General features: G+C 45.6%; 10 protein-coding genes. 7 read left to right on the forward strand and 3 right to left on the reverse strand.

What is annotated here, in order from left to right; all coding sequences use genetic code 11:
• Positions 1–19: 19 nt before the first annotated feature.
• From infB to tadA, 6 genes are all read left to right on the forward strand, one after another.
• Positions 20–2,671, forward strand: a complete 2,652-nt coding sequence (infB, locus tag G6R11_RS06725; protein ID WP_163132311.1) for a translation initiation factor IF-2 — start codon at positions 20–22, stop codon at positions 2,669–2,671.
• 91 nt (positions 2,672–2,762) lie between these two features.
• On the forward strand, positions 2,763–3,179 hold the full coding sequence (rbfA, locus tag G6R11_RS06730) for a 30S ribosome-binding factor RbfA (RefSeq protein WP_163132312.1): 417 nt from the start codon (positions 2,763–2,765) through the stop codon (positions 3,177–3,179).
• A complete protein-coding gene (truB, locus tag G6R11_RS06735) occupies positions 3,179–4,126 on the forward strand; it encodes a tRNA pseudouridine(55) synthase TruB (RefSeq protein ID WP_163132313.1) in 948 nt (315 codons plus the stop codon). Before rbfA ends, truB begins: the two co-directional genes overlap by 1 nt.
• Before the next feature lie 101 nt (positions 4,127–4,227).
• Positions 4,228–4,497: a 30S ribosomal protein S15 gene (gene rpsO, locus G6R11_RS06740; RefSeq protein WP_016402372.1), complete on the forward strand. Its 270-nt coding sequence runs from the start codon at positions 4,228–4,230 to the stop codon at positions 4,495–4,497.
• 185 nt (positions 4,498–4,682) lie between these two features.
• Positions 4,683–6,797: a polyribonucleotide nucleotidyltransferase gene (gene pnp, locus G6R11_RS06745; protein WP_163132314.1), complete on the forward strand. Its 2,115-nt coding sequence runs from the start codon at positions 4,683–4,685 to the stop codon at positions 6,795–6,797.
• A gap of 138 nt (positions 6,798–6,935) precedes the next feature.
• On the forward strand, positions 6,936–7,445 hold the full coding sequence (tadA, locus tag G6R11_RS06750; protein WP_163132315.1) for a tRNA adenosine(34) deaminase TadA: 510 nt from the start codon (positions 6,936–6,938) through the stop codon (positions 7,443–7,445).
• On the opposite strand, the gene G6R11_RS21865 is transcribed toward tadA, so the two are convergent.
• Complete coding sequence (locus tag G6R11_RS21865; RefSeq protein ID WP_255494555.1) at positions 7,425–7,559, reverse strand: hypothetical protein; 135 nt, start codon at positions 7,557–7,559, stop codon at positions 7,425–7,427. The two genes, tadA and G6R11_RS21865, sit on opposite strands and share 21 nt — an antisense overlap.
• 105 nt (positions 7,560–7,664) lie before the next feature.
• The gene (gene mltF, locus G6R11_RS06755; RefSeq protein WP_163132316.1) at positions 7,665–9,134 is read right to left on the reverse strand and encodes a membrane-bound lytic murein transglycosylase MltF; all 1,470 of its coding nucleotides are present in this window, start codon (positions 9,132–9,134) and stop codon (positions 7,665–7,667) included.
• 180 nt (positions 9,135–9,314) lie between these two features.
• Here mltF and purL point away from each other — a divergent pair, with 180 nt between their 5' ends.
• Entirely contained in the window at positions 9,315–13,208 is a 3,894-nt protein-coding gene (gene purL, locus G6R11_RS06760; RefSeq protein ID WP_163132317.1) for a phosphoribosylformylglycinamidine synthase, read from the forward strand.
• Positions 13,209–13,279: 71 nt separating this feature from the next.
• On the opposite strand, the gene G6R11_RS06765 is transcribed toward purL, so the two are convergent.
• Positions 13,280–14,941: a methyl-accepting chemotaxis protein gene (locus G6R11_RS06765; protein WP_163132318.1), complete on the reverse strand. Its 1,662-nt coding sequence runs from the start codon at positions 14,939–14,941 to the stop codon at positions 13,280–13,282.
• Positions 14,942–14,947 lie beyond the last annotated feature (6 nt).

The following is a 14,947-nucleotide window of genomic DNA, read 5'->3' on the forward strand; positions in this document are numbered from 1 at the left end:
GACGGAGGACAATAGCCCGATGACAGAAGTTTCAATTAAACAACTCGCGACCGACGTGGGAACAAACGAAGATAAACTAATTCAGCAATTTGCAGATGCTGGTATTAAAAAGTCTTTAACTGACAGTGTGACTCAAGAAGAGAAAACTAAACTTTTAGAGCACCTAAAATTACAGCATGGCGAAGAAAGCACGCCAAGCCGCATGACCTTAAAACGCACCACCAAAAGCACCTTAAGTGTTTCTGGTACTGGCGGTAAGTCGCGTGCCGTTCAAGTGGAAGTACGTAAAAAGAAAACTTACGTTAAGCGCAGCGCTGTAGAAGAACAAGCGAAGCAAGAAGCAGAAGAAAAAGCACGTGTTGAAGCTGAAGAAACTGCACGTGTTGAAGCTGAGGCCAATGCTAAGAAAGCTGCTGAAGATAAAGCTAAGCGTGATGCAGAAGAAAAAGCTAAGCGCGAAGAAAAAGCCGCAGCAGCCGCCGCCGCTGCTAAAGCTAAAGAAGCTGAAAAACAATCTGATGCTGAAAAATCTCCAGAGCAATTAGCTGCTGAGAAAGAAGCTGCTGATATCAAGCGTAAGCAAGAAGAAGCTGCGATTGCTAAAGCAGAAGCAGAAGCTGAGAAAAAAGCGGAAGAAGCGAAAAAGCTAGCTGAAGAAAATGCTGCGCGTTGGGCTGAAGAAGAGAAAGCACGTAAGAAGCGTGAAGAGTCTGCTGATTACCATACTACAACCTCTACTTATGCCCGTGCTGCTGAAGATGAGCAAGAGCAAAAAGCAGAAGCCCCACGCCGTAAAAAGCGTAAAGCTAAGCAAAATGACGATAACAACAATCGTCGCGGTGGCCGTAAAGGTAACAAGCGTCAAGTTGCTACTCCGTCGGCTATGCAGCATGGTTTCAACAAACCAGCGCAACCGGTTGAGCGTGAAGTTCGCATTGGTGAGACTATTTCAGTTGGCGAATTAGCTAACAAAATGGCCATCAAAGCCACAGAAGTTATCAAAGCAATGATGAAAATGGGCGCTATGGCGACCATTAACCAAGTGATTGACCAAGAAACTGCCACTCTCGTTGCAGAAGAGCTAGGCCACAAAGTTGTATTGGTTAAAGAAAACGCGCTTGAAGAACAAGTAATGCAAGAAGCTGAGTCAACCGGTGAGAAAACTAACCGTGCGCCAGTGGTTACCATTATGGGTCACGTAGACCATGGTAAAACCTCATTACTTGATTACATTCGTCGCGCTAAAGTTGCCGATGGTGAAGCTGGCGGTATTACCCAGCATATTGGTGCTTACCACGTTGAAACCAACGGTAACATGATTACCTTCTTGGATACTCCTGGACACGCAGCGTTTACCTCAATGCGTGCTCGTGGTGCTAAAGCTACTGATATCGTTGTATTAGTAGTAGCTGCCGATGATGGTGTAATGCCACAAACCGTTGAAGCCATTCAGCATGCTCGTGCAGCTGGCGTTCCATTGGTTGTTGCTGTTAACAAAATGGATAAAGAAGGCGCTGATCCAGATCGCGTGAAGAATGAGTTATCACAACACGAAGTTATCCCAGAAGATTGGGGCGGCGATATTCAGTTTGTGCACGTGTCGGCGAAAAGCGGTGACGGTATCGATGACCTGCTAGAAGCTATCGTTCTTCAATCTGATGTACTAGAGCTTACTGCTAGCCACGTTGGTGCAGCATCGGGTGTTGTGATTGAATCTCGCCTTGATAAAGGTCGTGGTCCAATTGCATCTATCTTGGTACAACACGGTCAGTTAGAAAAAGGCGATATTATTCTTTGTGGTCTTGAGTACGGTCGTATTCGTGCCATGAAAGATGAAAACGGTAAAGACATCGACACTGCCGGTCCTTCTATCCCAGTAGAGATTTTAGGTCTTTCTGGTGTGCCACAAGCTGGTGACGAAGCAACCGTTGTTCGCGATGAGAAGAAAGCTCGTGAAGTAGCGCTATACCGTCAGGGTAAATTCCGTGATGTTAAATTAGCGCGTCAGCAGAAATCTAAACTTGAAAACATGTTTGCCAACATGGAAGAAGGTGAAGTTCAAGAGCTAAACATTGTACTTAAGTCTGACGTACAAGGTTCACTTGAAGCGATTGCTGATTCATTATCTAAGCTTTCTACTGATGAAGTGAAGGTGAACATTATTGGTCGCGGTGTTGGTGGTATTACCGAAACAGACGCTACCTTAGCTGCTGCTTCTAACGCCATTGTGCTTGGCTTTAACGTACGTGCTGACGCTACTGCGCGCCGTATTATCGAAACTGAAAGCGTAGATCTACACTACTACAGCGTAATCTACGACTTAATCGATGAAGTTAAGAGTGCAATGACTGGCTTGCTTGCTCCAGAATTTAAACAACAAATTATGGGCTTAGCTGAGGTTCGTGACGTATTTAAGTCACCTAAACTCGGCGCAATTGCTGGTTGTATGGTGCTTGAAGGTCAGGTTAAGCGTTCTAACCCAATCCGTGTATTACGTGAAAACGTGGTTATCTATGAAGGTGAGCTAGAGTCACTTCGCCGCTTCAAAGATGACGTAAACGAAGTCCGTAACGGCATGGAGTGTGGTATCGGCGTTAAGAACTATAATGATGTTCGTGCTGGTGACCAAATCGAAGTATTTGAGATTGTTGAAGTTAAGCGTAGCTTATAAGCTAGCAACTTAATTAATCTCTAAAGATGGGGGCTTGCGCCCCCATTTGTGTTTTCAATACTCCCTTGGGAGTGGTATCAGGAGAAATGTGATGCCTAGAGAATTTAGCCGCCCAGACCGGGTTGCCCAACAAATTCAAAAAGAAGTTGCGATGATTTTGCAACGAGAAGTACGAGACTCGCGTTTAAGCCTTGTCACTGTATCAGCAGTAGAAGTAACCCGTGATCTTGCTTACGCCAAAGTGTTTGTCACCTTTTTAGATGATAGTGAAGAAGCGGTTAAAGCAAGCTTAGAAGCGCTAGAAGAGCACGTGGGTTATGTTCGCCATTTGTTAGCTAAAGCAATGCGCCTGCGCGCTGTGCCAGAGTTGCGCTTTCAATATGATGGCTCATTGCGTGAAGGTTTACGCATGACCGAATTAGCAACTAAAGCCGTTAAAGACGATCAGCAAAAAGCTGAGGCTTCAGGTCGTACTTTGCACGACAGTGAAGAGCAAGAGGGCGAGTAATGGGACAAGGACGCAGAAAAAAAGGGCGCCCGATAGACGGCATTCTTCTGCTGAATAAGCCTACTGGCGTTTCTTCTAATGGTATCTTGCAACGTATTAAACGCATTTACTTTGCTCAAAAGGCTGGGCATACCGGCGCCTTAGATCCTCTTGCTACGGGCATGCTGCCTATTTGCTTAGGTGAAGCAACCAAGTTTTCGCAGTTTTTGCTTGATTCAGATAAGCGTTATCAAGTGACTGCCCAGTTAGGAGTAAGAACTAATACTTCTGATTCTGACGGGGAAGTGGTTGAAGAGCGTGAAGTAGCCGTCAATCAAACTGATATAGAAGCGGCGTTAGACTCATTTAGAGGGCCGATTAATCAAGTGCCTTCAATGTTTTCCGCACTGAAGCATAATGGTAAACCTTTGTACTCCTATGCGCGTGAAGGCATTACCATTGAACGTGAAGCTCGACCCATTACGGTGTACGAGAATAACTTCATATCGCTTGATGGTGACATGCTGACCTTAGATGTGCATTGCAGCAAAGGCACCTATATTCGCACCATTATTGATGACTTAGGGGAAATGCTGGGTTGTGGCGCGCATGTAGTTAAGCTGCATCGCTCACAAGTGGCAACTTATCCTAGTGATCGAATGGTTACGCCTGAGCAGTTAGAAGCCTTGCTAGAGCAAGCCAATGAGCAAGAGATTGCCCCTAAAGAATTGCTTGATCCCCTATTGTTGCCGATGGACTCTGCAGTCGCGCACTTGGCTGAGGTAAATATTCCTGAAGCCTTAGGTGGGTACTTAATGCAAGGCCAAGCCATGCAAGTAGCAGGTGCTCCGCTAAATGATGTATTTAGGCTGACCATTGGTGAGCAACGTCGTTTTGTGGGTATTGGTCAATTGAATGATGATGGCTTAGTTGCACCAAAGCGTTTAATACAAGGTAGTGATAGTTAAGCGAGTAGCTTGCAACTCATTAGGGCGCACTATATAATGCGCGTCCTTCTTCGCTGAGTTAGTGATTGGCGGAGAGTAAATTTACATTTTTAGGAGTTAGTATGTCACTAAGTAGCACTGAAAAAGCAGCAATCGTAGCTGAGTACGCACGTGAAGCAGGAGACACTGGTTCTTCTGAAGTTCAAGTTGCTTTGTTAACTGCACAAATCAACCACTTGCAAGGTCACTTCAAGAAGCACATCCACGATCACCACAGCCGTCGTGGTCTACTACGCATGGTTAGCCAGCGTCGTAAATTGCTTGATTACTTGAAGCGTAAAAACCAAGCGAGCTACGCTGAATTGATCGCTAAATTGGGTCTACGTCGTTAATTTTAACGTCGCCAAGAAAGAATACCGAAAGGGAGCCTTATGGCTCCCTTTTTTGTTGCTTAAATAAAAGTCACAAAGTGGTGTGATAACAGTGGTTTTAGTAAGGATAAAGTTATCTTTTGATTAGCCATTGCTTTATACTTTAGCGCGAATTGAAAAGAGAACATAAATTAAAGGAAATTCACGTGAATCCTATCGTAAAAACGTTTAAATACGGTGAGAATACAGTCACCATTGAAACTGGCGCTATCGCTCGTCAAGCAACAGCTGCCGTAATGGTTACTATGGACGATACAACAGTATTTGTATCAGTAGTGGGTAAAAAAACTGCTACACCTGGCCAAGATTTCTTCCCGTTGACTGTGAACTACCAAGAACGTACTTACGCAGCAGGTAAAATTCCTGGTGGTTTCTTCAAGCGCGAAGGTCGCCCTTCGGAAGAAGAAACGTTAATCGCACGTTTGATTGACCGTCCAATCCGTCCATTGTTCCCAGATGGCTTCGTGAACGAAGTACAAGTTGTGGCAACAGTGGTTTCTGTTAATCCACAAGTTCAACCAGACATCGTTGCGTTAATTGGTACTTCTGCGGCATTAAGCCTTTCAGGTATTCCATTTAACGGTCCAATTGGTGCGGCACGTGTTGGTTACATTGATGGTAACTACATTCTTAACCCAACCACCGAAGAGCTTCCTGAAAGCAAGCTAGACCTAGTAGTAGCCGGTACTGAAAGTGCGGTACTTATGGTTGAGTCTGAAGCTGAATTACTTTCTGAAGAAGTAATGTTAGGCGCGGTTGTTTATGGTCACGAGCAATCAAATGCTGTAATCACTGCCATTAACGAGTTGTGTGAAGAAGCCGCTAAACCAGCTTGGGAATGGGAAGCGCCTGCAGTTAACGTTGCACTTAAAGATAAAGTAGCAGCACTAGCTGAAGCTAAGTTAACTGAAGCTTACCAAATTACTGATAAAGCTGAGCGTTATGCTGAAGTTGGCGAAATCAAAAAAGCCGTTGTTGAAGCAATAAGCGCAGAAGACGAAACTCTAGACAGCCAAGATATTGGTGATGAACTAGGTAAGTTAGAGAAAAACGTAGTGCGTTCACGCATTATCTCTGGTGAGCCACGTATCGATGGTCGTGAACCAGATATGATTCGTGCTCTAGACGTAATGACTGGCGTATTGCCACGTACTCACGGTAGCTCGGTATTCACTCGTGGTGAAACTCAAGCCTTAGTAACCTGTACTCTTGGTACAGAACGTGATGCTCAGATGATTGACTCGCTAGCTGGCTTGCAAACATCTCGCTTCATGCTTCACTACAACTTCCCTCCATACTGTGTTGGCGAAACTGGCTTCATCGGTTCACCTAAGCGTCGTGAAATTGGTCATGGTCGTTTGGCTAAGCGTGGTGTTGCTGCGGTAATGCCAAGTGCTGAAGATTTCCCATACACCGTACGTGTAGTATCAGAAATCACCGAATCAAACGGCTCAAGCTCAATGGCTTCTGTTTGTGGTAGCTCACTAGCGCTTATGGATGCAGGTGTTCCAATTAAAGCTTCTGTTGCGGGTATCGCAATGGGCCTAGTGAAAGAAGGCGACAAGTTCGTTGTTCTTTCAGACATCTTAGGTGATGAAGATCACTTAGGTGATATGGACTTTAAAGTAGCTGGTTCTTCTGAAGGTATCTCTGCATTGCAGATGGATATTAAGATTGAAGGTATCACTAAAGAAATCATGGAAATTGCCCTACGCCAAGCGCAAGGTGCACGTTTACATATTCTAGGTGTTATGGATCAAGCTATCGGTACTTCTCGTGAAGAGATTTCTGAGTTTGCTCCACGTATTCATACGCTTAAGATCAACCCTGAGAAGATTAAAGACGTAATCGGTAAAGGTGGTGCAACTATCCGTGCACTTACTGATGAAACTGGTACTACTATCGAAATCGAAGATGACGGTACAGTGAAAGTTGCAGCAACTGATAACGCTCAAGCTCAAGAAGCTATTAAGCGTATTGAGCAGTTAACTGCAGAAGTTGAAGCGGGCCAATTCTACGAAGGTAAAGTTGTTCGCCTAGCAGACTTTGGTGCATTTGTTGAAATATTGCCAGGCAAAGATGGCCTAGTACACATTTCGCAAATCTCTCAAGAGCGTGTTGCTAATGTTTCTGACCACCTAACCGTTGGTGACATTGTTAAAGTTAAAGTACTTGAAGTAGACCGCCAAGGCCGTGTACGTCTAAGTATTAAAGAAGCGGCTGCGCCTAGCGAAGCTCCAGCAGAAAAACCTGCTGAATAAACGCCTCTTAAAACAGCTAAGCCGGCCTAGTGCCGGCTTTTTTGTTTTTGGTAGTTGCTTATAGGTGGTCGGTTGGGCTTTAGTCAGCCACCTTTCGGGTTTACAATGTGCCGCAAAATAGCAGGCTGGAGTACCGTCTTGGATAAAACTGATATTGACTGGATGAAACACGCGCTGCGCTTAGCAGACAAAGCCGAGGCGCAAGGCGAGGTGCCGGTGGGTGCGGTGGTGGTTTATCAAGGTGAAGTGGTGGGTGAGGGTTGGAATCAAACCATTAGCCTTAATGATGCGACAGCACATGCCGAGATCTTAGCACTGCGCGAAGCAGGCAAAAGAATAGGTAATTACCGCCTGTTAGAAACGACGCTTTACGTTACCTTAGAGCCGTGCTCAATGTGCGCTGGTGCGATGGTGCACGCGCGGGTTAAGCGTTTGGTATATGGCGCAAGCGATCTAAAAACTGGCGCTGCAGGTAGTGTATTTAATATTGTTGATTGTGAGCAGCTTAATCACCGAGCTGAGGTGGAAGCAGGGGTGTTAGCAGAAGAGTGCAGTGAGAACATTAGTCGTTTTTTTCGCAAGCGTCGTGAACAACACAAGCTGCGAAAAAAACAACAGAGCAGTGATTTACTCAGCGACGCTGACTAAACCCATTTCAGTTAAAACATAAGAACGTTGTCTTAATAGAACCTTACGGTGCTGACGAGCCAATTGAATTCGGCGGCGTGGCGAGTGAAGGGTAACGCGTTTCTTTCTAATCATTCTATCCTCTCCATTGCGTAGGCAGGACGCTTTACTGTATTTAATCTCCGTAATAGATTAAGCATAAAACATGACAGTATTGTGACAAATCGTCAAGATTATTCTTTAGTTAATGGAATCAACTTCTGTTTTATTTGGCTCGCTCGCCTCAGTGTTGGGATTATTCACTGGATAAGGGGCGCGATTCTTCATTAACTCCCGGCGACGCTTCGACTCTTTCTTCTGCGCATCTAACCAAAGTAAGCTTTGATAATACTGACGAATATTGTTTACGTAGTTATAAGCTTCTTGGCCGCGAGCGTAGCCATAGCGGGTTTGTTGGTACCATTTTTTACGCATTAGTAAGGGTAAGTTTTCTTTTACGTCTACCCAAGCATCGGGATCGCCACCACGCATTCTGGTAATTCGTCTGGCGTCTAACATGTGGCCAAAACCAATGTTGTAAGATACTAAGGCAAACCAGATCTTGTCATCTTCGCGCACGCTGTCGGGCACGCGATTAATTAGCTTTTGTAAGTACTCGGCACCGCCACGTATGCTTTGCTCAGGATCAAGTCGATTAGTCACTCCCACAGACTTAGCGGTAGGTAGGGTTAACATCATCATGCCGCGTACACCAGTAAACGATTTAGCGTGCGGGCGCCAATGTGATTCTTGATAAGAGACGGCAGCAATTAAGCGCCAGTCTAACTTCCCGGCATATTGCTTAAACCAATCTTCGTATTTAGGCAGGCGAGTACTAGTAGAGCGCAAGAATGCACGGGTATCTACATAATCGAAACGCTGAATGTGGCCAAAGTAGCGCTCGTATAAGCGGGTAATGTCACCGTTGCTGTGTTTGTCGCCAATAAACTCGATGAGTGCGCTGTACAAGCTGTCGTCTCGTAAGCGGTTCACCATCCACACCACGGACGTGGCTTGGTCTAAGGTGAACGCTTCGGCTAAGTCGGGATAAAAGCGCTGATGCAGGGCTAGGGTGGTGTCATCCACTAAGGCAAAACGAATGTCTTCATCAACGATGCTTTTTAGTAACTCACTGCTGTCTAAGCGGTCTGTAGCTTCGATAGTTAATTCAGGGTTTTCTTCACGGTAGCTTTTAAGTAAAGGCTGGTGATAGCTGCCTGTAGTAATCCATAGCGGTGAATCTACCTGGCTAATATTACGTGGGCGGCGGGTATTCTTTTTATAAACTACCTTGGCATCTACTTTATAAATTTCTGGCGAAAAGCGGAAATTTTCGCGTAGCGCTTTAGTTGGAGACAGCGCGGCTGCTAGAAGGTCGACCTGATTATTATGCAAACCTCGATAAAGCTCTGTTTGGTTGTACAAAGGCACCATTTGCAACTCAACACCTAAGTAGTTAGCAAAGTCTTCCAATAGCTCATATTCCATACCAGTTGGCTGTTCATGCTGGTCATAGTAGAAAACTTGCTGGCTATACAAGGTGCCCACACGCAGTTTTCCGCGTTGACGAATCTGGTCTAGCTCAGAGACAAAGGGATTGGGTTCGCAGCCTTGCAACAAGAACAAAGCGAGCAACGCTAGAAGCAGGGTGAAGCGTTGCTGTTTAATCATCAAATCTGGTTTCCACGCTATTATTTTTATTCGATTTTAGGGATATACGCTTGGCTGTCTAGCTTTAAGCGTAGTTTTCCTCGTCAAGCTAACGTTTTGTTTACCATTGTCGCAGTTTTTATCTATAATACGCGCAATTTTCCCCCTCCCACCTCCATCTGGAAAAGCGAGCACATAAATATGTTGGTACTACGTGGTGCACCTGCACTGTCTGAGTTTCGAATTGCGCAATTGTTAAAACGCTGCGCAGAGCAAGACCTTCCTGTTACAGCTATCTATGCTGAGTTTATGCATTTTGCTGATATCTCAAGTGATTTGAGCGATGCAGAACAACAAGTATTAGATAAGTTATTGACCTACGGCCCTACTATTGCAGAGCACCAGCCTACCGGCCAGTTGCTACTAGTTGCTCCCCGTCCAGGCACAATTTCTCCTTGGTCTTCTAAGGCAAGTGATATTGCACATAACTGTGGTTTAACTAATGTACAACGCCTAGAGCGTGGTATTGCTTATTATGTAGATACCAGCTGTGAATTGAATGAGCAGCAAAGCAAGCAGCTTAAAGGCTTAATTCATGATCGCATGATGGAAGTGGTGTTTGCTGAAACTGAACAAGCTAGTGCATTGTTCGAACACGCAAGCCCAGCACCTTTTGAGTCGGTAGATATTTTATCTGGCGGCAAGCAAGCCTTAGAGCAAGCCAACCAGGAGTTAGGTTTAGCCTTAGCCGATGACGAGATTGACTACTTAGTAGAAAATTTCGAGAAGATGAAGCGCAACCCTAACGATGTAGAGCTAATGATGTTTGCTCAAGCAAACTCAGAGCACTGTCGTCATAAAATCTTTAATGCAGATTGGACAATTGATGGGGTTAAGCAGCCTAAGTCATTGTTTAAAATGATTAAGAATACCTATGAGCTAAATAGCGATTACGTATTGTCGGCATATAAAGATAACGCAGCGGTAATGACAGGCTCGGTAGCTGGCCGCTTCTTCCCCAATGCTGAAACCAAGCAATACAACTACCATCAAGAAGATATCCATATCTTGATGAAGGTAGAAACCCATAACCATCCAACGGCTATTTCGCCTTACCCTGGCGCTGCTACTGGCTCAGGTGGTGAAATTCGTGATGAAGGTGCTACTGGTCGTGGTTCTAAGCCTAAATCAGGCATGGTCGGCTTTACTGTTAGTAACCTGCGCATTCCTGGTTTCGAACAAACTTGGGAAAGTGACTTTGGTAAGCCTAGCCGAATCGTTAATGCACTAGAGATTATGCTTGAAGCGCCATTAGGCGGTGCTGCGTTTAACAACGAGTTTGGCCGTCCTAATATTTTAGGTTACTTCCGTACTTATGAAGAACAAGTAGAAAGCTTTAACGGCAGTGAAGTACGTGGTTACCACAAACCGATTATGTTGGCCGGTGGTTTAGGTAACATTCGCGAAGATCATGTTGAGAAAGGTGATATTCCGGTTGGCGCTAAAATCATTGTACTTGGCGGCCCAGCCATGAACATTGGCTTAGGCGGCGGTGCTGCATCTTCTATGGCTTCTGGTCAATCTAGCGAAGACTTGGATTTTGCTTCGGTTCAGCGTGAAAACCCAGAAATGGAACGTCGTTGTCAGGAAGTTATCGACCGCTGTTGGCAGCTAGGCGATGCTAACCCAATTGCCTTTATTCACGATATTGGCGCCGGTGGTTTATCTAACGCTTGTCCAGAGTTGGTTAACGATGGCGGCCGTGGCGGAATATTTGACCTGCGCGCAGTACCAAATGATGAGCCGGGGATGTCTCCGCTAGAAATTTGGTGTAACGAGTCTCAAGAACGCTACATGCTAGCGGTTGCTCCTGAGCACTTAGATGTATTTGATGCAATTTGTAAGCGTGAACGTGCCTTGTACGCCGTAATTGGTGTTGCTACCGAAGAAATGGATTTAATCCTGCACGATTCGCACTTTGATAACGATCCTATCCGCATGCCATTGGAAGTATTGTTAGGTAAAGCGCCTAAAATGCATCGCGATGTTAAAACTGCCAGCTTTAATGGCCCAGCGTTTAATACTAATCAAGTTGATTTGGCTGAAGCAGCAGAGCGCTTATTACGCTTACCTGCTATTGCAGAAAAGACCTTCTTAATCACCATAGGCGATCGCAGCGTAACCGGTTTGGTAGCGCGTGACCAAATGGTCGGCCCTTGGCAGGTACCGGTGGCTAACTGTGCGGTAACCGCAGCAAGTTACGATACTTACCATGGTGAAGCAATGTCGGTAGGTGAACGTACGCCTGCGGCCTTGATTGACCATGCTGCTTCTGCACGTTTAGCAGTAGCCGAAGCCTTAACCAACATTGCCGCCACGAATATCGGTTCGCTAAACAACATTAAGTTGTCGGCTAACTGGATGTCTGCTGCTGGTCACCCAGGTGAAGATGCCGGTTTATATGCCGCAGTTAAAGCAGTAGGTGAAGAGCTTTGTCCTGCATTGGGTCTTACTATTCCGGTAGGTAAAGATTCGATGTCGATGAAGACAGCTTGGCAAGATGAAGGCCAAGACAAAGCGGTTACCTCGCCACTTTCTTTAATTATTAGTGCCTTTGCAAAAGTTGAAGACATTCGCTTAACGGTTACTCCGCAATTGCGTAACGATGCTGGTGACACCGATCTGATTCTTATCGATTTAGGTCAAGGTAAAAACCGCATGGGCGCTTCTTGTTTAGCGCAGGTATATAAGCAACTAGGTAATAAAGTGCCAGATGTAGACTCGCCAGAGTTACTGAAAGGCTTCTTTAATGCCATTCAAGTGCTTACTGCTGAGCAAAAATTACTTGCTTACCATGACCGTAGTGATGGTGGTTTGTTTACCACCGTTGCAGAGATGGCCTTCGCCGGACATTGCGGTGTAGACGTAGCCTTAGACCTATTAGCTGGCGATAGCTTAGATGTGCTGTTTAGTGAAGAGCTAGGTGCGGTTATTCAGGTGAAAACTGAAGACAAAGAAGCGGTACTTAATGTATTAGCTGGCCATGGCTTGGCGTCTTGTAGCCATGTTATTGGCTCGCTAAACAGCGATGATGCAATCCGCTTTACCCGCAATGGTGAAGTGGTATTGGCCAATTCGCGCACTCACTACCGCGGTATTTGGGCAGAAACAACTTATCAAATGCAGGCGCTTCGCGATAACCCAGAATGCGCTAAGCAAGAGTTTGAGGCTAAGTTCGACGCCGCAGATCCTGGCTTAAACATTGGCTTAAGCTTTGACATTAACGAAGATGTAGCAGCCCCATTCATCGTTAAAGGCTTAAAACCTGAAATGGCGATATTACGTGAGCAGGGTGTTAACTCGCATCACGAAATGGCAGCCGCCTTTGACCGTGCAGGCTTTGCCGCAGTAGACGTTCACATGAGCGACATTCTTGCTGGCCGAGTAAGCTTAGACAAGTTTGCTGGTTTAGTGGCTTGTGGTGGCTTTTCTTACGGTGACGTATTAGGCGCTGGTGAAGGTTGGGCTAAATCTATTTTGTTCAACAGCCGAGCGCGAGAGCAATTTAGTGCATTCTTTGAGCGTAATGATTCTTTTGCTCTTGGTGTGTGTAATGGCTGTCAAATGCTATCTAACCTCAGTGAGTTAATCCCAGGTGCCGATTTGTGGCCACGTTTTGTGCGCAACGAATCGGAGCGTTTTGAAGCGCGCTTTAGTTTAGTAGAAGTGCAGCAATCACCTTCTATCTTCCTAAACGGTATGGCTGGTTCGCAAATGCCAATTGCTGTGTCGCATGGTGAAGGGCGTGTTGAAGTGCGCGACCAAGCTCATCTTGATGCCTTAGCAAGCAGTGGTACTGTGGCGCTACGTTATGTTGATAACTATGGTGAAGCAACAACCCAATATCCTGCTAACCCTAACGGTTCTCCTCTTGGTATTACGGGTCTTTCGTCTAAAGATGGTCGAGTGACGATTATGATGCCTCACCCAGAGCGAGTATTCCGTACAGTGGCGCATTCTTGGCACCCAGATGACTGGCGCGAAGATAGCCCATGGATGCGTATGTTCCGCAACGCACGGGTTAATGTTGGTTAAGCCGCATTGAATAAATAAGCCACCTTAGGGTGGCTTTTTTATTGCACTTTTTAGTGCCAATTGGCATTAGCTCAGAGGGTAAAGCGTTTTACTAGTTCTTCGAGTTGCTCAGCACGTTCATTAAGGTTGATGCTGCCACTGCGATTTTCTTGGGCTAAACCAGCAGATTGACTCGATTGGTCAGCAATATGCACAATGCGTTGTGATATTTCTTGGCCCACATGGCTTTGCTCCTCGGTCGCCGTTGCGATGAGGGCATTCATATCCATGATGTGTTGAATAGATTCTTTAATAAGCTGCAAGGCATCGCTGGCGGCATTGGCGCCGCTTACTGCTTCGCCACTGCGCTCTTGGCTGCTATTCATGGCTGATACTGCAGCATCAGAGCCGCTTTTCAAACGTTCAATCATGCCGTGAATTTCACCGGTACTTTGTTGAGTGCGGCTGGCTAGTTGACGCACTTCATCGGCTACAACTGCGAAGCCTCGGCCTTGCTCACCAGCTCGGGCTGCTTCAATGGCCGCGTTCAAGGCCAGTAGGTTGGTTTGTTCAGCAATGCCTTGAATAACCCCTAGAGCGGAAGAAATATTTTGTACATCGCCTTCAAGTTTACCAATCACTTCACTAGCTTGACCTATCTCGTCAGCCAGTTGTTGCACCGTGGTGACCGCACTGCCTACGGTAGTCATTGCTTGTCCAGCATTGGTATCAACTTCTTGAGCTGAATTAGCCGCTTGATTAGCATTGTCAGACACATCGTGAGCTGAGGCTGTCATCTCGGTCATTGCTGTAGCAACTTGCTCCGTTTCTTCGCGCTGTTCTACTAGCAGTTGGTCTACACTGTTAGCGCGATCAGACATCGATGAGGTTTCTTTTGCTACATCAGAAGAGACTTTACCCACCATGCTAATAATGTCGTGAAGAAGCGATATGAAGGCATTAAAATTATTGGCTAATTGACCAAACTCATGAACATAGTCGGTTCTGAGACGGGCGCTTAGGTCTGCATCACCACTAGCGAGTTTTTCGAAGGACTGATTTAAGTCTTGCAGTGGCGCCATAATGCTACGGTTAATAAAATAGCTGATCACCACGGCTAGGCCAAGCAAGGCAATACCAGTAATGAAGATGAAAAGCATTGATGACTCAAGACTAGCTTGGGCTTCAGCTTCGAGTTTGGCAATCACAGCGTCAACATCATCGGTGTAAAAACCGGTGCCAATGAATAAGTCCCATTTATCTAGATAGACGGCGTAGCTTAGCTTTGGCAGTGCTTCACTACCGCCTGGTTTGGGGAAGTAGTAAGTATAGAAGTCACCGTTTTTTGATGCTTTTAGTAAATCGCGGATTATGTATTGGTTGTGTTTATCTTGCAGCGACCAAAAATTATCGCCAATACCTTTTTCGCTAGTGCCTAATAATTTACGCACACCGGTTTTGTCGTATCCAAATAAGTAGCCGCTTTCACCATACTTTAACCTTTTAAGAGTGGGCATCGCTTGCTCAAGGCTTCCACCATTTTCATAAATATCAGCTATCGAGGAGTATGCCATGTCTATATAGGCTTTTAGCTCGACTTTTTTCATCTCCATCATGTTTTCTTGAGTTTCAGAAGATTGAGCCTGACTAAGTGCTTTCGTTTCGGAGTAGCTTAAGAAAAGCATACTGGCAGCCAAAATAAGAACTGGTCCTAAGGCTAAAATGAGTAGACGTTGGCGTATGGTTAGAGACATGGTTTG

It is taken from the genome of Agarivorans sp. Alg241-V36 (genome assembly GCF_900537085.1).
GTDB lineage: Bacteria > Pseudomonadota > Gammaproteobacteria > Enterobacterales > Celerinatantimonadaceae > Agarivorans.